General features: G+C 36.3%; 20 protein-coding genes. 11 read left to right on the plus strand and 9 right to left on the minus strand.

Annotation, left to right across the window (positions count from 1 at the left end; all coding sequences use genetic code 11):
- Nucleotide 1: 1 nt before the first annotated feature.
- Both JM81_RS00285 and mnmE read right to left on the minus strand, forming a co-directional pair.
- Nucleotides 2-745: a tyrosine-protein phosphatase gene (locus JM81_RS00285; protein WP_144800234.1), complete on the minus strand. Its 744-nt coding sequence runs from the start codon at nucleotides 743-745 to the stop codon at nucleotides 2-4.
- A gap of 15 nt (nucleotides 746-760) precedes the next feature.
- Nucleotides 761-2,158, minus strand: coding sequence for a tRNA uridine-5-carboxymethylaminomethyl(34) synthesis GTPase MnmE (mnmE, locus tag JM81_RS00290; RefSeq protein WP_144800235.1), 1,398 nt, complete (start codon nucleotides 2,156-2,158; stop codon nucleotides 761-763).
- A gap of 109 nt (nucleotides 2,159-2,267) precedes the next feature.
- On the opposite strand from mnmE, the gene JM81_RS18345 reads away from it, so the two are divergent.
- Together JM81_RS18345 and JM81_RS00300 are read left to right on the plus strand one after the other, a co-directional pair.
- Complete coding sequence (locus tag JM81_RS18345) at nucleotides 2,268-2,669, plus strand: hypothetical protein (RefSeq protein WP_186435508.1); 402 nt, start codon at nucleotides 2,268-2,270, stop codon at nucleotides 2,667-2,669.
- Between the two features lie 70 nt (nucleotides 2,670-2,739).
- On the plus strand, nucleotides 2,740-3,105 hold the full coding sequence (locus JM81_RS00300; protein ID WP_089261599.1) for a DUF4870 domain-containing protein: 366 nt from the start codon (nucleotides 2,740-2,742) through the stop codon (nucleotides 3,103-3,105).
- A 71-nt stretch (nucleotides 3,106-3,176) separates the two neighbouring features.
- On the opposite strand, the gene dnaN is transcribed toward JM81_RS00300, so the two are convergent.
- On the minus strand, nucleotides 3,177-4,295 hold the full coding sequence (dnaN, locus tag JM81_RS00305; protein WP_089261597.1) for a DNA polymerase III subunit beta: 1,119 nt from the start codon (nucleotides 4,293-4,295) through the stop codon (nucleotides 3,177-3,179).
- A gap of 269 nt (nucleotides 4,296-4,564) precedes the next feature.
- The gene (locus JM81_RS00310; RefSeq protein WP_089261595.1) at nucleotides 4,565-5,395 is read right to left on the minus strand and encodes an S-adenosyl-l-methionine hydroxide adenosyltransferase family protein; all 831 of its coding nucleotides are present in this window, start codon (nucleotides 5,393-5,395) and stop codon (nucleotides 4,565-4,567) included.
- Nucleotides 5,396-5,525: 130 nt separating this feature from the next.
- Between JM81_RS00310 and JM81_RS00315 the strand changes: the two genes are divergently transcribed.
- Nucleotides 5,526-6,476 carry a PhoH family protein gene (locus JM81_RS00315; protein WP_089261593.1) on the plus strand — a complete coding sequence of 317 codons (951 nt, stop codon included), beginning with the start codon at nucleotides 5,526-5,528 and terminating at the stop codon, nucleotides 6,474-6,476.
- A 6-nt stretch (nucleotides 6,477-6,482) separates the two neighbouring features.
- On the plus strand, nucleotides 6,483-7,439 hold the full coding sequence (locus JM81_RS00320; RefSeq protein WP_144800236.1) for a phosphoribosylaminoimidazolesuccinocarboxamide synthase: 957 nt from the start codon (nucleotides 6,483-6,485) through the stop codon (nucleotides 7,437-7,439).
- Nucleotide 7,440: 1 nt separating this feature from the next.
- On the opposite strand, the gene JM81_RS00325 is transcribed toward JM81_RS00320, so the two are convergent.
- The 3 genes from JM81_RS00325 to JM81_RS00335 are packed head-to-tail and all read right to left on the minus strand — an operon-like array spanning nucleotide 7,441 to nucleotide 11,448.
- Nucleotides 7,441-8,097, minus strand: a complete 657-nt coding sequence (locus JM81_RS00325) for a PolC-type DNA polymerase III (protein WP_144800237.1) — start codon at nucleotides 8,095-8,097, stop codon at nucleotides 7,441-7,443.
- Nucleotides 8,097-10,016, minus strand: coding sequence for a DUF294 nucleotidyltransferase-like domain-containing protein (locus tag JM81_RS00330; RefSeq protein ID WP_144800238.1), 1,920 nt, complete (start codon nucleotides 10,014-10,016; stop codon nucleotides 8,097-8,099). The genes JM81_RS00325 and JM81_RS00330 overlap by 1 nt, the downstream gene beginning before the upstream one ends.
- A 31-nt stretch (nucleotides 10,017-10,047) precedes the next feature.
- Nucleotides 10,048-11,448, minus strand: a complete 1,401-nt coding sequence (locus JM81_RS00335) for an L-serine ammonia-lyase (RefSeq protein WP_144805532.1) — start codon at nucleotides 11,446-11,448, stop codon at nucleotides 10,048-10,050.
- A gap of 210 nt (nucleotides 11,449-11,658) precedes the next feature.
- Here JM81_RS00335 and dnaK point away from each other — a divergent pair, with 210 nt between their 5' ends.
- Entirely contained in the window at nucleotides 11,659-13,563 is a 1,905-nt protein-coding gene (gene dnaK / locus JM81_RS00340; protein ID WP_089261583.1) for a molecular chaperone DnaK, read from the plus strand.
- Between the two features lie 101 nt (nucleotides 13,564-13,664).
- Nucleotides 13,665-14,591 (plus strand): hypothetical protein, encoded by a 927-nt coding sequence (locus JM81_RS00345; RefSeq protein ID WP_089261581.1) that lies wholly within the window; start codon nucleotides 13,665-13,667, stop codon nucleotides 14,589-14,591.
- Nucleotides 14,592-14,593: 2 nt separating this feature from the next.
- Here the strand turns inward: JM81_RS00345 and JM81_RS00350 are convergent, their stop codons facing one another.
- Nucleotides 14,594-15,145, minus strand: a complete 552-nt coding sequence (locus JM81_RS00350; RefSeq protein ID WP_144805533.1) for a GNAT family N-acetyltransferase — start codon at nucleotides 15,143-15,145, stop codon at nucleotides 14,594-14,596.
- Nucleotides 15,146-15,150: 5 nt separating this feature from the next.
- Nucleotides 15,151-15,807, minus strand: a complete 657-nt coding sequence (locus JM81_RS00355; RefSeq protein WP_315897734.1) for an esterase — start codon at nucleotides 15,805-15,807, stop codon at nucleotides 15,151-15,153.
- A 44-nt stretch (nucleotides 15,808-15,851) separates the two neighbouring features.
- Here JM81_RS00355 and JM81_RS00360 point away from each other — a divergent pair, with 44 nt between their 5' ends.
- The 5 genes from JM81_RS00360 to JM81_RS00380 all read left to right on the plus strand — a co-directional run bounded on the left by JM81_RS00360 (nucleotide 15,852) and on the right by JM81_RS00380 (nucleotide 20,499).
- Complete coding sequence (locus JM81_RS00360) at nucleotides 15,852-16,274, plus strand: PaaI family thioesterase (RefSeq protein ID WP_089261633.1); 423 nt, start codon at nucleotides 15,852-15,854, stop codon at nucleotides 16,272-16,274.
- Between the two features lies 1 nt (nucleotide 16,275).
- Complete coding sequence (locus tag JM81_RS00365; RefSeq protein ID WP_144800239.1) at nucleotides 16,276-17,388, plus strand: chorismate-binding protein; 1,113 nt, start codon at nucleotides 16,276-16,278, stop codon at nucleotides 17,386-17,388.
- Between the two features lie 49 nt (nucleotides 17,389-17,437).
- Nucleotides 17,438-19,189 (plus strand): 2-succinyl-5-enolpyruvyl-6-hydroxy-3-cyclohexene-1-carboxylic-acid synthase, encoded by a 1,752-nt coding sequence (menD, locus tag JM81_RS00370; RefSeq protein ID WP_144800240.1) that lies wholly within the window; start codon nucleotides 17,438-17,440, stop codon nucleotides 19,187-19,189.
- Between the two features lie 33 nt (nucleotides 19,190-19,222).
- Nucleotides 19,223-19,567 carry a DUF2853 family protein gene (locus tag JM81_RS00375; protein WP_144800241.1) on the plus strand — a complete coding sequence of 115 codons (345 nt, stop codon included), beginning with the start codon at nucleotides 19,223-19,225 and terminating at the stop codon, nucleotides 19,565-19,567.
- 95 nt (nucleotides 19,568-19,662) lie between these two features.
- Nucleotides 19,663-20,499, plus strand: coding sequence for a S1 RNA-binding domain-containing protein (locus JM81_RS00380; RefSeq protein ID WP_089261571.1), 837 nt, complete (start codon nucleotides 19,663-19,665; stop codon nucleotides 20,497-20,499).
- Nucleotides 20,500-20,631: the final 132 nt, after the last annotated feature.

The raw sequence follows: 20,631 nt of genomic DNA on the forward strand, positions 1-20,631 counted from the left end.
CTTAATGTGAAAAATGGTAATTAGTATTATGTACCAAAGATTCAATAATTGTTTTATGTTTTGTTTTAACTTTTATGTTCTTTAGTTCATTAATATGATTAATGTGATGGACGTCAGAAGCTAAAAAGTCAAATTTTTGGTCCTCCAAAAGTTTGAATGCGGTTTTTTGCACCGTACTGCCATACAGTGCTCCTAGAGACAGCATATTAAGTTGAAAAAAAATACCTTCGGATTTATAATGGGCATAAATGTTTTTTTTGCTTGTCAAATATGCATAACGTTCTGGATGAGCTAAAATAGGATGAAATCCATTTTGTTTAATCATGGATACCGCTTGGTTAAAATTAATAGAAGCTTGTAGGTAAGACATTTCTATTAATAAGTAATTTTTCGCCAATGGCATCATTTTTTTATCGTCCATTAATTTTTCAAAACCTGAGTCTATCATGTGCTCTGCAGCAACATCAATATTAATATGTTCCAGGTCATTCATTTTTAGACCGTTCTTTAAAAGTAATTGAGCTTTATTAATGGTAGTAGGGTCGTTTGGATAATAATTTTCCATAATATGTGGTGTGAAAATAAAATCCGTAACACCAAAGTCATTAAACCCTTTAATAAGCTTAATTGAATCTTCAACAGATTTGGCTCCATCATCTATACCCGGAAGAATATGATTATGAATGTCAATAAAACCTTCTAAATGGTCAATTAAAAAATGCTTTTTAGTAAAAAAACTGAACATATATTTTAATGGTTTTTATTTTCCGATACAAAAATTGGCAAAAATGTTTCCTAGTAATTCATCATTAGTGACTTGACCTGTAATTTCGCCTAAATGGTACAGTGCTTCTTTTATATCAATAGCCATTAAATCACTTGAAATATTTTCTTTCATACTAAATTGTACCTTTTCTATTTCTTCCAACGCTTTTAAAAGAGAATTGTAATGACGTGTATTGGTGACAATGGTTTCATTATTACGTAATGCTCCTGTATTTACGAAATTTAAAAGCGAGTGTCTAAGTTCGTCCACGCCTATTCCTCTCTTTGCTGAAATAAAATGAACGTTTTCTAAATGTTGATTAATTTGTAATCTATCATCTTTAGATAACATATCTGCTTTGTTGATTAATAACAATAAAGGTTTTTGCGGATTTTTATTTTTTAATTTTTCAAAATCTAATACAGTGTTTCTTAACTTTTGGTTTCCCGATACTAGTTGAGGCCCATCTACCAATAATAGTATGACCTGTGCCTGCTCTATCTTCTCAAAAGTTCTTTTAATACCCATGCCCTCTACAATATCTTCGGTTTCACGGATACCTGCCGTATCTATAAACCTAAAGCCTATTCCGCCAATGGAAATTTCATCTTCAATGGTGTCCCTAGTAGTGCCTGCTATATCTGAAACCAAAGCCCGTTCTTCATTTAAAAAGGCGTTCAATAATGTGGATTTTCCCACATTAGGTTCACCTACTATGGCTACAGGTATTCCATTCTTTATAACATTACCAACTGCAAAAGAATCTATAAGGCCTTGCAATACTTTCTGAATACGTTTTAGTAATTCCTTAAACTGTGTGCGATCAGCAAATTCTACATCTTCTTCGGAAAAATCAAGCTCAAGTTCGATCAGCGAAGCAAAATTCAATAATTCCGAACGTAAAACTTTAATCTCATTGCTAAAACCTCCACGCATTTGTTGAACTGCAATTTGGTGACTGGCAGCATTATCGCTAGAGATTAAATCCGCTACGGCTTCCGCTTGGCTTAAGTCCATTTTTCCATTTAAAAACGCCCTAAGGGTAAATTCACCTGGGGTAGCCGTTCTACATCCATTTCTTAAGAATAACTGAATAATTTGTTGTTGAATATATGATGAACCGTGACATGAAATTTCTATTACATCTTCACCCGTATAAGAGTGTGGATTTTTAAAAATGGAAACTAATACTTGATCTAAAGTATTGGCGCCTTCCTTGATATATCCTAAATGTATAGTGTGACTTTTTTGGTTGCCAAGTTTTTTGCCGGAAACAGATTCAAAATGTTCAGAAGCAATAGCAATAGCCTCTGGGCCTGAAATTCTAATAACTGCAATGGCCCCCGCACCTGAAGGGGTCGCTAGTGCTATTATGGTATCGTTCTGAATCATCTGGCAAAAATAATCATTTATTAATGGTTAAGGCATTCCCAAATTCATGATATAACGCTTTAGGTAATTAATTATATAGTAATTTTACAGATTAAAAATTGGTTAAAACATGAAAAAATTTATTGTACTTGCGTTATTAATTATGATTTGTGGTGCTGCTAAGGCCCAATCCGAATCTCAAAATTCTACCGATACACTTACAGCCGAGCAGGAATTGGAATTGGTAAAGAAAAAGGTGGAAAAAGCGGAAGCTAAAGCAAAAAAACAGGAAAAAGTAGCCGCTGAGGAAAAAAAAGTTGAGAAGCTTAAGAAACAGATTAATGCAAAAGAGAAGTCCATTGCTAAAGAAGAAAGGCAAATTGAAAAATTAAAGGGACAATTAGAAAAGGGAACTATAAAAGGTTCGTTATCATCTATAGAAATTCAGAAAATTGAAGATAAAGTAGCAAATAAGCAAATTAAGCTTATGAAGGAAAACGAGAAATTAAAAAAATTGAAAAGAAAATTATAAAAGTAATGAATGTAACAATTACGTAAGTTATGCGTCATATTTATAGTATTCATCATAAAATCAATCAAAAATGGAACTTGTAAATAATAGTATAGTTTTACGTGAAGACCGCAATCTTTTGGTGGTTACACATTTATCTCAATATTTATATTTTGTAACCGGTTTTGGCGGACTTATCGTGCCTTTGGTTATTTGGTTAACATCCAAGGATTCTGTTATAGGAATGGATGAGCATGGCAAATCGATAATAAATTTTCAACTTTCGCTAATCCTTTATCTAATAATTGGCATACCCGGTATTTTGTTTTTTGGACTTGGTATTTTGGTTCTGATCTTTTCAGGTATATTATCTTTAATTATACCTGCCGTTAACGCCATAAAGGCTAGTAATGGCCAGTCACCAAGTTACTTTGGAACCTTTAGGTTCATTTCATAATAATTAAGACACATTAAAAAAAGGGACCATAAGAAATTATAGTCCCTTTTTAATTGATATAGGTTGGTTTATTAACTGTTAAGCATTACTGGCATTACCAACATGGTAACATATTCCCCTTCATCCAAACCATCCGTTGGAGTTAAAATTCCCGCGCGGTTAGGTAAACTCATTTCCAACGAAACATCATCAGAATTTAAATTGTTCAACATTTCAGTTAAAAACCTGGAGTTAAAGCCTATTTGCATATCATCACCTTGGTAGGAACAAGTTAATCGTTCTTCCGCTTTATTTGAGTAATCGATATCTTCTGCAGAAATATTTAATTCTGCCCCGGCAATCTTTAAGCGAATTTGATGTGTCGTTTTGTTTGAAAAAATAGATACCCTTTTAACGGAACTTAAGAACTGATTTCTGGCAATTGTAAGTTTGTTTGGATTTTCCTTCGGTATAACCGCTTCATAATTAGGATATTTTCCATCAATTAACCTACAGATCAATTCCGTTTCCTCAAAGCTGAATTTAGCATTGCTCTCGTTATATTCGATCAATACATCAGATTCACTACCTGCCAAAATCCCTTTTAATAAGGTCAATGGTTTTTTAGGCATGATAAACTCAGCTACCTGTGATGCGGTAACATCTGTACGTTGGTACTTTACCAATTTATGGGCATCTGTGGCGACAAAAGTTAAGTTCTCTGGCGAAAACTGAAAGAATACACCACTCATTACAGGTCGCAAATCATCATTACCTGCAGCAAAAATGGTTTTGTTGATTGCAGTTGCAAGAATATCACCAAGTAAGGTCGTGGAGCTAGGACTTGTCAATTCCACTGCTTTTGGAAATTCTGCACCGTCTGCATATGCCAAAGCATATTTACCATGATTGGAACTTATTTCTACCGTATTGTTATCTTCAACCACAAACGTTAACGGTTGCTCTGGAAAAGTTTTTAAAGTTTCTAAAAGTAACCTTGCAGGTACGGCAATAGTGCCTTCATTATCTGAGTCAACCTTAATTACGGAACTCATAGTGGTTTCTAGATCTGAAGCCGAAACGGTCAATTTATCCTTTTGTAAGTCAAAAAGAAAATTATCTAGAATTGGCAGCGTATTACTGTTATTAATAACACCTCCTAAAATTTGAAGCTGTTTTAGCAAATAAGTACTTGAAACTATAAATTTCATTATTTATTTTTTATGGGTAAAAATTTAAATCTATTCTAAAAATAGTTGAAACTCCTTATTATTGGTAGTTTTCAATACCAACAAAGATATTTTAATTGGTCTTTTTAAGGAAACAAACTTATTAACAGTTTTAACGGTCTATTGCCTTGGTGTAAGTATCGGTATTGCTGCAACAAGCTAAATTAATTTATCATTTAAAAAATAGTTATTAACTATTGCTTTCTACACAATGATATAGAAAAGGTATTAATAGAATTCCATTAACTTCATTATTCAAAATCTACCATTATAGTGTCCCTATAATCAAGCCCCAGAAGGGTAGAGGCGCCACCAACAGTAGTTAAGTTACTTTTAAAGATAGCCAATTCTATGTAGTCAGATGAATTAAATATGGCCAAAAGGTCGCCAGCCCCTTTACGCTGGTTTTTTTCCTGGTCGTAATCTATGAAATCTCCATAAGCTTTATGGATTTTGTCTATCTTATGGTTTCTGACCAATAATTTAAATTCCCGTCCATTACGGTAAGCTTCGAACAAGTTTTTACGGATGTTGGTAATTACGTTTCCATAATTATCTATATAGATTACACTACCAATAATTTTTTTGCCGTCCTCTACTATTCTAGGCGCAAACTCCCTTAGTTTATGGAGTCCGTCAAAAGGCTTACCTACAATTTCCAATGTTCCTCCCCTTGCAATATGGCATGCTACTTGAATAAAAACATTGAGTACAGGGAAAGAATAGGCTATTGAATCCGGTAAATTGATCTCTACTACTTTTTCTGGAGTCATTTCCTCAGTAATAAGACCTATTACACCAGTATTGGCACTAATAAAGTAATGGCCATTGATCAATGCCACTACATGTTTGTTATCTGGGGTCTCCTCAGAATCTACACCTACAATGTGGATGGTGCCCTTAGGAAAACTTTTATATGAATTGGATAGGATATATGCACATTCATGTATATTGAATGGCATAATGTCATGGGAAATATCAACAATTTTAGCATCGGGCAGTTCACTATATATAGAGCCTTTTAGTACTGCTACAAAGTGATCTTTAAGTCCAAAATCCGTAGTTAGGGTGATTATTGCCATACAGCAATGTTGATATGTTTTTAATTAGTCAAACTTAAAATTTGCTTAAATTTGAACTACAAAACTAAACAAAAAAACAGCGATTGGAAATTAAACTTCGCTATCTATAATACTTACTAAAAAAGACTGTTTGAACGAAATTATCCTAGAATTGACAGAAGTTAGTCCAAGAGAGTTTTTTGGACAACAAAACGAGCATATTGACTTATTGAAAAAATACTTTCCCAAGCTAAAGATCGTTGCCCGTGGCAATAAGATCAAAGCCTATGGAGATGAAGAACTTCTTGAGGAGTTTGAGATGCGATTTGATCTCCTTATTCAGTATTTCTTGAAATATAATAAGTTGGACGAAAACAGTATAGAACGGGTATTGACCAGTTCTGAAGATGATGACAAATCTTCTGCCAAAAGCGGTGAAACACTATTGCATGGGGTAAGCGGTAGACTGATCAAGGCACAAACGGCAAACCAGCGAAGATTGGTAGATGCAGCAAGAAAAAACGATATGGTCTTTGTTGTGGGTCCTGCCGGAACCGGTAAAACCTATACCAGTGTTGCACTTGCAGTAAAGGCTTTAAAGGAAAAGCAGGTCAGGAAAATTATATTGACAAGACCCGCTGTGGAAGCCGGTGAGAATTTAGGGTTTTTGCCAGGGGATTTAAAGGAAAAGCTTGATCCCTATATGCAACCCCTTTATGATGCATTACGTGATATGATCCCTGCCGAAAAATTAGCACATTATATAGAAACCGGTGTCATACAGATAGCCCCAATGGCATTTATGAGAGGTAGAACTTTGGATAATGCCTTTGTAATCCTAGATGAGGCACAGAATACCACTCATGCCCAAATGAAAATGTTTCTAACAAGAATGGGTAAGAATGCGCGTTTTTTGATTACCGGAGATCCCGGTCAAATAGATTTGCCTCGTAGAACAATTTCCGGTCTAAAGGAAGCCTTACTTATTTTACAGAATGTAGAGGGTATAGATGTTATTTATTTGGATGATAAGGATGTTATACGCCATAAATTGGTCAAAAAAGTAATTGCCGCCTATAAAACTATTGAACACCACAATTAAAGCTACATGTTGAACAATACTATTTACGATACCGATTTTAATTTCCCCGGTCAAAAAAATGTATATAAGGGTAAAGTAAGAACAGTTTATACGTTGGAGAACGATATTCTTTTAATGGTTGCCACCGATAGATTATCTGCCTTTGACGTCATTATGCCCAAAGGCATTCCATATAAAGGTCAAATTTTAAATCAAATTGCAACCAAAATGATGGCTTTAACGGAAGATATTGTGCCCAATTGGTTGACCGCCACACCTGATCCAAACGTAGCCATGGGGGTTGCCTGTGAACCTTTTAAGGTTGAAATGGTGATAAGGGGTTATATGTCAGGACATGCTGCCCGGGAATACAAGGCCGGTAAAAGATTGCTTTGCGGTGTACCATTACCAGAGGGGTTAAAGGAGAACGATCGGTTTCCATCACCCATAATAACTCCCGCTACCAAGGCAGAGATGGGAGACCATGACGAGGATATATCAAAAGAGGATATTATTTCTAAAGGCATTGTTTCTGCAGAAGACTATGCTGTCTTGGAAAAATACACTTATGCACTGTTTGAACGAGGTACCCAGATAGCAGATGAAAGAGGCTTGATTTTGGTCGATACAAAATATGAATTTGGAAAGACTCGTGAGGGTAAAATAGTTTTGATCGATGAAATTCATACACCGGATTCTTCCAGATATTTTTATAAAGAAGGATATCAGGAACGCCAGGACAACAATGAATCTCAAAAACAATTGTCCAAAGAGTTTGTAAGGCAATGGCTAATAGCCAACGGATTTCAAGGTCTAGATGGGCAAACGGTACCACACATGACAGATGAGTATATAGCCTCGGTATCAGACCGATATATAGAGCTTTATGAACATATTATAGGTCAACCTTTTGTAAAGGCCGATACGAGCAATATTCATGACCGTATAAATAGAAATGTGTTAGCTTATTTGGAAAGCATTTAAACTAATGCAATAGTTTTTTCACGGAAAATTTTCTTTTTTCCTTTAAGCGGCTGATAATCTTTAAAAAAGCCACTGCGGTTATATAGGCATCACCCAGGGCGGTATGTCTATCTTTTTTTGAAATGGAAAATTTTTCGGCAAGTTCATCTAACGTATAATTGGTTTTGGGCTGTATTAAATACGTTTTTATAAGCGTTCTTTTGTATAGGACACCTGTATCCAAAATTTTATTTTTAAGGTTGGGCAGCCCGTTACGGTTAAGGGCCATGTTGAGCATACCCATATCAAAACCTGCATGATGAGCCACAATTACGGCATTGCCAATATAGTCCAGAAATTGCTCCATAGCGTTAATTTCGCTTATGCAGTTACGCTGACCATTTTTTAATAAACCATGTACGGGTACACTATCTTTATTGAACTTTTCTTGTTCCAAGTAAACATCCATAACTTCTTGAACGGCAATGGTTTCATGTTTAATCTTAACGGCACCTATAGAAAGAATACGATCTTCATCGAAACTAAAACCGGTTGTTTCAGTATCTAAGACCACAAATGTAATTTCATTTAAATCTGCAGCTATTTTCTCTTTGAACCTATTTTCATAATTGGTCCAAAAAGCTGGTAAATGTTTGGATTTTTTGGAGAACAATGCCATTAGCCCAATATATTTGCTACTTTAAAGCGTAAGGTTATCAATTCTTGAATTTCCTTAATGGCTTTAAATGTTCGTTTTAGTTTCATTTTTTCCTGCTTGGTCAATTCTTCCAGTTCAATAAACCTTCCCGAGTCATGATGTAATAAACCTTGGCGCGTTCTAAACTTAAGTAGGGCTTTTGTAGCATAGGAGCATGCCATATATAGTTCTTGATTATTGGGTTCCAACTCCGCCAATTTTTCATAGCGCTCCCATGTATTGCTAATTCCTTTTATGGAATGTGATAATATAAGCACTCTTGCAGCATCTATTAATGGTCTTAAAGCCCTACTTTTTAAATCGAAAAAATCTTTATGCTGACCGTCCTGTTCCACGACAAACTGTCTGAAAAAGCCTGTGGGAGACGGACTTTGTAATGCTCCGTTGGCAATATGGACTAAGAATATCGGATATTTTTCAACCGTTCTAAAAATATGTTCGGACATTTGGTCCAACAAATCGCGTTCACCATATGCCAAACTATAATCAAAGAAAATAGAGGACATTAAAACTTCATTGGGGCCGGGATTACTGATCCAGTAAGATAGCCTATTGTTCCATTCCTGTAAACTTAAGCACCATTTTGGGTTAGATGCCATCATATCTGCAGGGCAATATTCATAGCCAATGGTGTTCAGCCCCTTAGTAACGCGTTTTGCCAACCCTAAAAAGTAAGCTGTTGTTTTAGGTAGTTCGGCTTCTGGTACATTTTCAAAAACCAGGGCATTGTCCTGGTCTGTATGTAATAACTGTTCACTTCTTCCCTGGCTTCCTAGTGCCAGCCATGCAAATTTAACCGGTGGCTTTTCATTCATCTTTGCCAAAGAGAGTTCAACAACTTGCTTAATACAGGTGTCATTAAGCTCAGAAATTATCTTGGCAATTAGTCCCAATGGAATATTTTGTTCCAAATAACCGCTTAGCAGGATCATAACACTTTTTCTAAGTTGTTTGATCTGTTTTACTTTTTGAGTTCTTTTAATTGCCTTTACCAAAACTGCAGGGTTGTCCCCAAGAGAGACCATAACATCATGTTTGGACATTATGCCCAACGCTTTGGAATTGACCGTACCATCTTCCGTAATGACCAAATGACTTATGTTACTTTTCATCATGGCCATTTGTGCTTGTGTAATGGTAAGTTTTTTAGGATAGGTAATTACCGGTGATGTCATGATGGTTCTTACGGTAGCGGTAATAGGATGTTTGCCCGAAATAACTTTACTGCGCAAATCCTTGTCCGTGATAATACCTACCGGTAATTCATTGCTCACCACTAGAATTGAACCTATATGTTTTTTGGTCATTAATTCTGCAGCTTTTTGTATGGTAGTCCTAGGAGAGCAGGAAATTAGCTTTTTTGAATAATTTGCTAGTTGTAAATCTGGTATATTGACATCTTTGTTTTTGTCAGAATCTACATCAAAACCATAAAGTTGGCCCTTTTGGTTTTTGGAATACGGATTACGGGTGTTGGAAGCAAAACTTTCCATTAAAAATACTGATACCTCCTCGTTTTGTTTTGCAATTGGCCTAAATACCTCTATGGGTATACCATATAGGATACATTCTTCATGGGCCTTTGCTTCTAATTTGTAATTTTCATTGGCAATCAACGGGCGGAGTCCAAAAATATCGCCTTCGTCACAAAAATCTATAATAGTATTGGTTGTAGTGTTCGTTAGCGTTACCGCCCCTTTATGTACAAGATAGAAATGCGCGTGTGGGTTTTCGTCCTCGGAAAATACTATACTATTCTTTTCCTTATAAATGATGAGTACTTGTTCTGCTAAAAGGTAAAGTGATTTTACATCCAATACATTAAATGGTGGATAGTTTTTAATAAAATCTGCTACTCTTTCAGAAATAAGGTTTTTCATATTTTAAGTTTAATTGTAGCCAATAGGGTATTTAGCAATCACTTAAATAGACGCCAACGGCCAAACCACCTTCAGATGTTTCCTTGTATTTGGTACTCATATCCTTTGCTGTTTCCCACATGGTCTGCACCACTTTGTCCAGTGGAACTTTTGCAGCAGATGGGTCAGAACCTAAAGCTAGTTCAGCGGCATTGATGGCTTTAATGGCCCCCATGGAATTTCGTTCTATACATGGAATTTGGACCAAGCCGCCAATGGGGTCGCAGGTAAGTCCTAAATGATGTTCCATAGCAATTTCAGCGGCCATTAGCACTTGTTCCGGCGTACCGCCCAAGAGTTCCGTAAGAGCACCTGCGGCCATTGCGGATGAAACGCCAATTTCTGCTTGGCAGCCACCCATTGCCGCAGATATTGTAGCACCTTTCTTAAAAATACTACCGATTTCTCCGGCCACTAGTAGAAATTGTTTAATATGCTCAAAATTGCCGGCATGGTTTTCTATGACCATATAGTACATAAGTACAGCGGGAATGACACCGGCGCTGCCATTGGTAGGAGCGGTAACTACACGTCCTAATGATGCGTTCACCTCATTGACACTCAATGCAAAGCAACTTACCCACTTTAAAATTTGCCTGAACTTTACTTCGGTTAGCCTTAAGGTTTGCATCCATTCTTCGGAATTTGAATAGGGGAGGTCGCTTTTTAAATTTTGGTGCATTTCAAACGCCCTGCGTTTCACGTTCAACCCACCTGGTAAAGTACCTTCCGTATGGCATCCGGTGTACATACATTCCAACATCGTACCCCAAATTCTTTGTAATTCAAAATCAATTTGTTGTGCGGTACGTAATGACAATTCATTTTGTAAGACCAGTTCGGAAATTTTTAATCCATTTGTTTTACAAGCCTCCAAAAGGTCGGTTCCCTTCTCTATAGGATAAGGAAAATTATTGAACATGTCTATTTTGCGTTTGGCGTTTTTTCGTTCTTCGCTTACCACAAAACCACCTCCTATGCTGTAGTACGTCTTTGAAATTGTTCTACCGGTTTTTAATTTCGCCTGAAACTTTACGCCGTTGGCATGATAGGGTAGAAATTTTTTATTGAATATAATGTTTTTTTTAGGGTCAAATGTAATGTCATAAACACCGTTTAATCGTAAAACATGATCTTGATTTATTGTTTTGATTAATGGGTCTATATTTTCTATTGGAATTCGTTCCGGGTCCATGCCCAATAATCCTAACATTACGGCATAGTCCGTGGCATGCCCTTTTCCAGTCAACGAAAGCGAACCATATAGATGTACTATAACTTCATCTACCAGTTCCAGGTTGTTTCTAGAGTCAAGCCTGGCCAACCATCTCTCTGCGGCACGCCATGGCCCCAAGGTGTGGGAACTTGATGGCCCAACACCTATTTTAAGCATATCAAAAATACTTATACTCTCTCTTTCCAATTTCTATTGTTTTGTGCTGCTAAGTTACAATGTTTAGAAATGCAATAATATGCTTTGATTGGCATAATTCATCAAGCATTTGATGTTGTTAATGACATCATGTCAGTTTTTCTTGCTTGGCATATTGTTTGTCCTCTTGTTAGCGATTATAAAATAAAGCACTAATTTAAAATATATAAGATGAGTAAGATTATTGGAATAGATTTGGGTACTACCAATTCCTGTGTTTCCGTAATGGAAGGTAATGAACCAGTAGTAATTCCGAATGCAGAAGGTAAAAGAACAACTCCTTCGGTTATCGCTTTTGTTGAAGGTGGAGAGATTAAAGTAGGTGATCCGGCAAAAAGACAAGCGGTTACCAACCCTACCAAAACCATTTATTCTATTAAAAGGTTTATGGGTAACAAGTATTCAGAATCCCAAAAGGAAGCGGAAAGAGTACCGTATAAGGTTGTAAAAGGAGATAATGATACGCCAAGGGTAGATATTGACGGTCGTTTATATTCTCCACAAGAATTATCGGCAATGATTCTTCAGAAGATGAAGAAAACGGCCGAAGATTACTTAGGTCAGGAAGTTTCTCGTGCCGTAATTACGGTTCCTGCATACTTCAACGATGCACAAAGACAAGCAACAAAAGAAGCTGGTGAGATTGCAGGTTTAACCGTTGAACGTATTATCAACGAACCAACATCTGCATCTTTGGCATATGGTATGGATAAAAAGGATACCGATCAAAAAATAGTTGTATTTGACTTTGGTGGTGGTACACATGATGTATCTATATTAGAGTTGGGTGATGGAGTATTTGAAGTATTGGCTACAGATGGTGATACCCACTTAGGGGGTGATGATGTCGATCAAAAAATCATTGATTGGTTAGCGGAAGAGTTCAAGGCTGAAGAAGGTCTGGATCTTAGGGAAGATTCAATGGCTTTGCAACGTTTGCGTGAAGCTGCAGAAAAAGCCAAGATAGAATTGTCTTCTTCTGCACAAACAGAAATTAACTTACCTTACGTTACCGCAACTGCTTCTGGACCTAAGCACTTAGTGAGAACTTTGACCAGATCTAAGTTTGAGCAATTGATCGCTGATTTGGTAAAAAGAACAATAGAGCCTTGTGAGGCGGCAATGAAATCTGCCGGATTGTCCAAGAGCGATATTGATGAAATAATCCTAGTAGGTGGTTCTACAAGAATTCCTGCAGTTCAAGAGGCCGTAGAAAAATTCTTTGGCAAGAAACCTTCTAAAGGGGTAAACCCAGATGAGGTCGTTGCAATCGGTGCGGCTATTCAAGGAGGTGTATTAACGGGAGATGTTAAGGATGTATTATTATTGGATGTAACACCACTTTCATTAGGTATTGAAACTATGGGTAGTGTAATGACCAAGTTGATAGAAGCCAATACTACTATCCCTACAAAGAAATCTCAAGTGTTCTCAACAGCAGCGGATAACCAACCATCGGTTGAAATTCATGTATTGCAAGGAGAGCGTCCAATGGCCAATGATAACAAGACTATTGGTAGGTTCCATTTAGATGGGATTCCACCGGCAAAAAGAGGTACTCCTCAAATTGAGGTAACTTTTGATATCGATGCCAATGGTATTATCAAAGTATCCGCTACGGATAAAGCTACAGGAAAATCACAAGATATCCGTATTGAAGCTTCTTCAGGTCTAACCGAGGAAGAAATCAAGAAGATGAAGGCTGAGGCTGAAGCTAACGCTGAATCGGATAAAAAAGCCAAGGAAACTGCTGACAAGTTAAACGAGGCGGACGGAATGATTTTCCAGACAGAAAAGCAATTGGAAGAGTTTGGAGATAAATTATCCGACGATAAAAAGAAACCGATCCAAGAAGCCTTAACAGAACTTAAGGCGGCTTATGAAACCAAGGATATAGCAGTTATAAATCCTGCCTTGGATAAAATCAATGAGGCTTGGAAAGTAGCATCTGAGGAAATGTACAAAGCACAGGCAGATGCACAAGGTGCTGGAGCTCCTCAAGGAGAGCCTACTGCAGATGGTGGTGCAACCGAAGGTGATAATGTAGAGGATGTAGATTTTGAAGAGGTTAAATAAGTTAACCATATATTGATATTAAAAAGGGCGGTATTTACCGCCCTTTTTTACTTTTATCGTATTTCTTTTTTCACCCAGTAATAATACCCTAATTTTGTGCTATGGTAAAGAAATACTTACAAATACTTATTCTACTTGGCATCATATTTACGATCAAGGTACATGGACAGGAAATACAAATTTTCACCCTGGCAGATTTTGATTTACGGGATAGTGTCAAAACTTGTTTGGTAAGTACTGACTATGGTAAGGAAGAATATGATTTTAATAGAAATGGATTACTTACAAAATCCGTAACTCGTTATAATGCAGAGGATTATGATGTTGTCTATTATAAATACAAGAACAATCATTTAATTGAAAAACGTTCGGAATCCTATCAGAACAATGTTTTTGATCCCAATACCTCCATTGCGCATTTTTATCAAATAGATTCAACGGAAAATCTAAAGATTCAAGAACGTATTTTCTCCTATGACAAACAGTTCTTGGAAGAGTATATATATGAATATGACGAAGCCGGTGATATTTCCAGTATAAGAAGGACAAACAATGACGGTACCGATATCACCCAAGTAGAGCATAAAAAAATTAATGGGGAATATACGGTAACCTATCTGTTGAACGATCAGCCTTTAAAATCTATTCGTACCTCTATTTTAAAACCAAAGAACAAACCTGACCAGAAAGTAGTATTGACCAAGGAATATCTAAACGGTGAAGCAAATATGGCTTTTGAAGAAGTGTTTGATATGGACGGAAAATTAATGGCACAGCAAGAATTCAGCTATAATGCCACGGAGCAAAGTTTTGAGCCTACCGTTAGGACATCTTATGTTTACGATGATAAGAATATGCTGGTCGAGGAAATTACCAAGTCTGGTATAAGTACTTCAAAAAAAGAATATATCTATCAGTACGATCAAGTAAACCAAGGTAATTGGATCAAGCAAATCATAACACCGGATAATTCTTATAAGACCAGAAAAATTACGTATTACAAGACTTCCCTCAAAGAAAACAATTAACATTATTGTTTGGCTGCCCACTCATTCTTTAAAAGTCCATAACAACAGGTGTTTCTTTTAAAGCCGTCCAAGAGATATACATTTTTACGAAGTATTCCTTCTAAAGTACAGCCCAGTTTTTCAATTGCTTTTCTAGAGGCAATATTTCTTTCGTCCACCCTAAATTCCACTTTTTCGAACCCCAAAGTATTAAATGCATAGGTGAGCATTAATTCTTTCATATGGCTATTTAGGCCGGTTCCATGAAATTCCTTGCCGATCCAAGTAGAACCAATATGCAGGACTTTGTTTTTAAGGTTGATATTCATGAACCGGGTGGATCCTGCGTATTTGTTGAATTTTTTATCGTAGATAATATAGGGTATACTGGTACCTGCCTTAGCTTGTTGCAATGCTATCTCCACATAATTCCTTAGACTATTTGGCGTATTAATTTCCGATGGTGAATATTGTACAAGTTTATCCTGAAGAGCTATATCAATAAGCTCTTTGTAATTGGTTGAGGTTAATGGACTTAGCATTACCCTGTCATCTTGTAAAACAGGTGAAATCATCATTATTATATTTGATTGATTATATCTTTGCGCACTTCGTGGCCTCCGTTAAAATTGATGTAATGAATATTTTGTCCAAACAAAGATATTAGTTTGTGCCGTTCTTCCCTTAACCTTTCTGGGGATAGATATTCATCTTTATCTCCTATGACAGAAATTACTTTTGTGTTTTTTAAATGATCAAAGTGGTGTTTTTTAAGTTCATTGGGGATTCCACCCGCATATAAAACTAGCTTGCTACAGGGGATTTGACTAAATGCCGAATATCTCAGGGCAATTGAAACACCTTGGGAAAACCCTAAAATTATTAGGTTACATTGTTCGGGAAGTTTTTCTTGTGCTAAAACAGCATTTAAATAATTGTAGATGTTATTGGTTTCCATGTCGGTATTTTCTTTGGTCAGCCAACTTGCTCCAACATGTTTGTAGGTGTTTTTTAAATAATATTTGGAAGGTGCTTGCGGAGCAATAATATAGTTTTCATCTGCATTTAATTCATCGAAATAACGCAAGAAAAATTTGCTCAAATAACCAATACCATGGAACACAAGCCATATATTTTTGGTCTTGCCAGTTAGTTTGTTTAAAGTTTCATATGTATTGGTGGTTGTATAAGAAACGTGCTTGATTGTGTTGTTCATAAGTAAATCACTTCTTTTCAAACTTTACAGTTGACAATGTAATGCGTAATTTTACAAAAAAAAGAATGAACGACTACAAAGAGAAAATTCTTAAGATTTGTAACGAAACTTCCAAGAATACGTTGATGGAGACGTTACAAATTGATTATGTAGATGTGGGTGAGGATTTTTTATTGGCCAAAATGCCGGTGACCCCTAAGGTTCATCAACCAGATGGAGTTTTACATGGTGGGGCCATGGTAGCATTGGCAGAAAGTGTGGGTAGTGCGGCTTCTTATATTTTCTTGGATGCCAGTTCATATTTTGTTCGTGGTATAGAAATTTCTGCCAACCATGTAAAAAGTGTAAAAGATGGTTTTGTATTTGCTAAAGCCGTAATAGTACACAAGGGAAGAACCACCCAGCTTTGGGAAATAAAAATCACCAATGAGGCAGATGAATTGGTTTCCCTATGTAAATTAACGACCATAGCTTTACCCAGAACCTAATATGGTACAGGAACTTTTTGATCGTACAAGGTCTTGCTTAAATGAGCATTTACCTTTTGTACTCTATAGAAAGCCAAATACACATGAATTAATTGGAATATTTCAGGATAGCGATGAGGTTCATACAGTAGTTGATTATTCTGAAACTGGTTTTGTTTTTGCTCCTTTTGATGCGGATGTAGATGCTATTTACATTAAAAGGGATGTAGTTTTGAAAAGTAATTTTACACCGGAAAATAACACGTTAAAACCCATTGAGAGCTCAGTTCTATTGAATGTTGATTGTAAGGAAGACTATATTCGGTTGGTGAAAAAAGCCTTGTCCTATATTGAAAAAGGAACCTTTGATAAAGTAGTTTTGTCCAGAAAGGTACACGTAGAACTGACGGACACATATCATCATATTTTTCAACGTCTTCTAACTACTTATCCAGAAGCGTTCTGTTATTATTGGCACCATCCTAAAATTGGGACATGGATGGGGGCTACGCCAGAAATCTTGATCAAGACCAGTGGAACCCAGTTTACTACAATGTCCTTGGCCGGCACTCAAAGAATAGAGAAAGGACAGGCCCCAAGTTGGTCTTACAAAGAATTGAACGAGCAGCAGGTGGTAACAGATTATATTGTTGATGTTTTGAAGGAAAATGTTCAGGCATTGAAAGTATTGGAGCGGGAATCTGTAAGGGCGGGACAATTATGGCACCTGAGAACCGAGCTGACAGGAGTTATAGCTCCATCTAAATTTGGCGCTGTACTGAAGGCTTTACATCCTACTCCGGCAGTTTGTGGTAACCCCTTACAAAATGCTAAACGTTTTATTTTATACAATGAATCTTATAAACGTTCCTTCTATACCGGATTTTTGGGAGAATTGAATCTGCAGGAAGAAATGCCACGGAACAGGAATCGTAAGAATCAAGAAAACAGTGCTTACAAAAGTATAAGGAAATCATCGGAACTATATGTTAATCTAAGGTGTATGCAACTTGTCCAAGATAAAGCAAACATATATGTTGGTGGCGGTATTACTAAAGATTCCGACCCTGAACGGGAGTGGGAGGAAACGGCATATAAAAGTAAGACCATGTTACGTATTTTGAACAGCAAATAGACCACTATCTTTTGGGTTATTTTAGGCTTTGGTTGTATTTTTGATGTCCATGAAATACTCATCTATACCAACTGCCCAATCCATTGTTCAACATTGTAGGGCCAAGAATATTTCAAATATTGTCATTTCTCCCGGTTCAAGAAACGCACCGCTGACCATATCGTTTACAGAAGATCCTTTTTTTACATGTTTTAGTATTGTGGATGAACGTTGCGCCGGTTTTTTTGCGTTGGGCATGGCACAACAGCTGCAGCAACCTGTGGTCGTTCTCTGTACATCGGGTAGTGCATTGTTAAATTATTATCCTGCGGTTGCAGAGGCTTTTTATAGCACAATTCCTTTAGTGGTCATATCTGCTGATAGACCGTATTATAAAGTTGGGATAGGAGATGGGCAAACCATACATCAAAAAAATATATATGCTAATCAGATAGGGTACTCCGCCAACTTAAAACAGGATGTTAGCCATTCATCGGAGGTTATAAAACAGTATGCGCCTAGCTGGATAAGTGATAATCATATTGAACGTTCCCAAAGTAAAGTCCAGCATTATAATGACGTAGAACTTAATAACGCATTAACTTTTGCGCTAAAAGAACTGTGCCCTGTTCATATTAATGTACCTTTTGAGGAACCTTTATACCAAACACAGTTACAACCAAGTATTAGTGCCAATATACCGGATTTAGCGGAACCCAAAACGAATACTCCAACTTTGGACAATAAAAGGAAAATTTGGAACAGCACAGCCAAAAAGATGGTATTGGTTGGGGTAAGTGCTCCAAGTACGTTAAATGAGGCCATGATTAATGCCTTGGCGAATGATCCAAGTGTTATCGTTTTTACGGAAACGACTTCTAACCTTAATCATCCTAATTTTTTTAATAGTATAGATTCTATAATTGCTCCCATAGAAATGGGAGAACAGCCCCAAGAAGGGTTTAGCAAACTGCAGCCAGAGATTTTGGTGACTTTTGGGGGACTTATCGTTTCAAAAAAAATTAAGGCGTTCTTGCGAAAATATAAACCAAAACATCACTGGCATGTAGGAAGCATAAATGCTAACAATACATTTTTTTGTTTGGAGGAACATATAAAAGTTTCCGTCAATTATTTTTTTCAGGAGATGTATACGGATATTAAGGCATCTGGCAGCAGTTATTTTACGGAATGGCATATGGTAAAGGAAAATTATAAGTTAAAGAGAGCTACTTACCTTGCGCAAATCCCATTTTCAGATTTCTATGCTTTTAATTCTATTTTGAATGCCATCCCTAAGGGATATCTTCTACAATTGGCCAATAGTTCCACAATTAGATATACGCAGTTATTTGAAATTGATGCTTCCATAAACGTTAATTGTAATAGGGGAACCAGTGGCATAGATGGCAGTACTTCTACGGCAATAGGCGCATCGGTTGTAAATGCAAATCCTACCTTGTTCATTACCGGAGATTTGAGCTTTTTCTATGACAGCAACGCATTATGGAATAATTATATAAAGGATAATTTTAGGATTATCGTCATTAATAACCAAGGCGGTGGCATATTTAGGATTCTTCCTGGACAGAAAGAATCGGAATCTTTTAAAACCTTTTTTGAAACCCGACATAATTTGAGTGCCAAGCACCTTTGTAAGATGTTTAATATTGAACATAACAAGGCAAATTCAAAAGATTCGCTCAATGAGATGATGCCCCGTTTTTTTAGTGAATCTGACCGTCCAAAACTATTGGAAATTGAAACTCCCGCATTAATAAACGATAAAATTTTGATTGATTATTTTCGTTTTATATCTTAGAGGTGTATTAACCATTAATTATAACACACTAACATGAGTAAAAGAGATGATTTAATTGAAAAGTATGCTGCTGACATCAAAGATAAATTTGGTGAAAACGCGGATATGGATTTGCTTAAAAAAGTAACAGTTGGTCTTGGACCTTCAATTTATAATATAGATGCTTCAAAAGTTTCTGGAAGTGATCAAAAGGAATTGGATACGGTTAAAAATAATTACTTGATTAAGAAATTAGGTTTAGCGGATGATTCCAAGCTAGATGATGCTATTAAGACCGTAATGGATAAGTATGGTTCATCAAATAGAAATAAGTATAGAGCCGTTATTTACTATATGCTTTGTAAACATTTTAAGAAAGCGTCTGTTTACGATAAATAGAATTTTGAATGTACAATTTAAAGACCGTTGCCAATTTTGGCAACGGTCTTTTTTTTACCGTTAGGTTTATAGATTATAAAATGTAATTTTGTGCCATGATAGAATTAGGACGTATAAATAATCTTGAAATCTTAAGAGATACCAGTGTAGGTCTTTTTTTAGGTGACGAAGAAGGTAATGATGTATTGTTACCCAATAAATATGTGCCTTCCACATATGAAATTGGTGAAAAGATAAAGGTATTTTGTTATTTAGATTATGATGAGAGACCTGTAGCTACCACTTTGGAGCCGGATATTATGCTAGGGGAATTCAGATTATTGCAAGTGGCTGAGGTCAATGAATTTGGGGCTTTTATGGAATGGGGCTTGGAAAAACATCTTTTGGTCCCGTTCAGGGAGCAACGCGTAAAGATGAAAGAAGGGCAGTGGTACGTTGTGCATTGTTATTTGGATGAACGCTCCAGCAGATTGGTAGCTTCCAACAAATTGGATAAATTTCTGAGCAACGATAATATAGACCTAAAGGTATGGGAACAAGTGGATCTGGTTGTTACCAGACAGACCGATTTAGGTTGGGAAGTTATTGTTAATGAAAGACACAAAGGATTGGTGTATTTTAACGAAGTATTTAAGCCTATTAATATTGGGGATGTTATTCCTGGTTGTATAAAGACCATAAGAAAGGATAATAAATTGGATATTTCATTGCAACCTTTGGGAGCAAAGGTCTTGGAACCTGCGGCAACTAAGATTTACGAGGTATTGAAAGAGCATGGCGGATTTTTGCCTTTACATGATAAATCTTCCCCAGAAGAGATTAGGGATACTTTCCAGATGAGTAAAAAAACATTTAAAAAAGGTGTAGGTACCCTTTATAAAGAACGAAAGATTAAATTGGAATCTGATGGAATTTCACTCAATGAGGATTAACTCTTATTGTGAGAAATTTCTTAATTAGTTGATTTGCAGATTTATAGATTAAATTCTTAGCAGGAATGTTGTTAGACTAATCAAATAATTTTATTTTCGTAGTAAATGAAAAGTTATTTACAGTTTTTAGCT

This window comes from Maribacter sp. MAR_2009_72 (genome assembly GCF_007827235.1).
Taxonomy (GTDB): Bacteria; Bacteroidota; Bacteroidia; order Flavobacteriales; family Flavobacteriaceae; genus Maribacter; species Maribacter sedimenticola.

Bases quoted from the DNA above. Each gene is read 5' to 3' on its own strand.
- JM81_RS00285 (WP_144800234.1), bottom strand. From the start codon at position 745: ATGTTCAGTTTTTTTACTAAAAAGCATTTTTTAATTGACCATTTAGAA.
- mnmE (WP_144800235.1), bottom strand. From the start codon at position 2,158: ATGATTCAGAACGATACCATAATAGCACTAGCGACCCCTTCAGGTGCG.
- JM81_RS18345 (WP_186435508.1), top strand. From the start codon at position 2,268: ATGAAAAAATTTATTGTACTTGCGTTATTAATTATGATTTGTGGTGCT.
- JM81_RS00300 (WP_089261599.1), top strand. From the start codon at position 2,740: ATGGAACTTGTAAATAATAGTATAGTTTTACGTGAAGACCGCAATCTT.
- dnaN (WP_089261597.1), bottom strand. From the start codon at position 4,295: ATGAAATTTATAGTTTCAAGTACTTATTTGCTAAAACAGCTTCAAATT.
- JM81_RS00310 (WP_089261595.1), bottom strand. From the start codon at position 5,395: ATGGCAATAATCACCCTAACTACGGATTTTGGACTTAAAGATCACTTT.
- JM81_RS00320 (WP_144800236.1), top strand. From the start codon at position 6,483: ATGTTGAACAATACTATTTACGATACCGATTTTAATTTCCCCGGTCAA.
- JM81_RS00325 (WP_144800237.1), bottom strand. From the start codon at position 8,097: ATGGCATTGTTCTCCAAAAAATCCAAACATTTACCAGCTTTTTGGACC.
- JM81_RS00330 (WP_144800238.1), bottom strand. From the start codon at position 10,016: ATGAAAAACCTTATTTCTGAAAGAGTAGCAGATTTTATTAAAAACTAT.
- JM81_RS00335 (WP_144805532.1), bottom strand. From the start codon at position 11,448: ATGCTTAAAATAGGTGTTGGGCCATCAAGTTCCCACACCTTGGGGCCA.
- dnaK (WP_089261583.1), top strand. From the start codon at position 11,659: ATGAGTAAGATTATTGGAATAGATTTGGGTACTACCAATTCCTGTGTT.
- JM81_RS00345 (WP_089261581.1), top strand. From the start codon at position 13,665: ATGGTAAAGAAATACTTACAAATACTTATTCTACTTGGCATCATATTT.
- JM81_RS00350 (WP_144805533.1), bottom strand. From the start codon at position 15,145: ATGATTTCACCTGTTTTACAAGATGACAGGGTAATGCTAAGTCCATTA.
- JM81_RS00360 (WP_089261633.1), top strand. From the start codon at position 15,852: ATGAACGACTACAAAGAGAAAATTCTTAAGATTTGTAACGAAACTTCC.
- JM81_RS00365 (WP_144800239.1), top strand. From the start codon at position 16,276: ATGGTACAGGAACTTTTTGATCGTACAAGGTCTTGCTTAAATGAGCAT.
- menD (WP_144800240.1), top strand. From the start codon at position 17,438: ATGAAATACTCATCTATACCAACTGCCCAATCCATTGTTCAACATTGT.
- JM81_RS00375 (WP_144800241.1), top strand. From the start codon at position 19,223: ATGAGTAAAAGAGATGATTTAATTGAAAAGTATGCTGCTGACATCAAA.
- JM81_RS00380 (WP_089261571.1), top strand. From the start codon at position 19,663: ATGATAGAATTAGGACGTATAAATAATCTTGAAATCTTAAGAGATACC.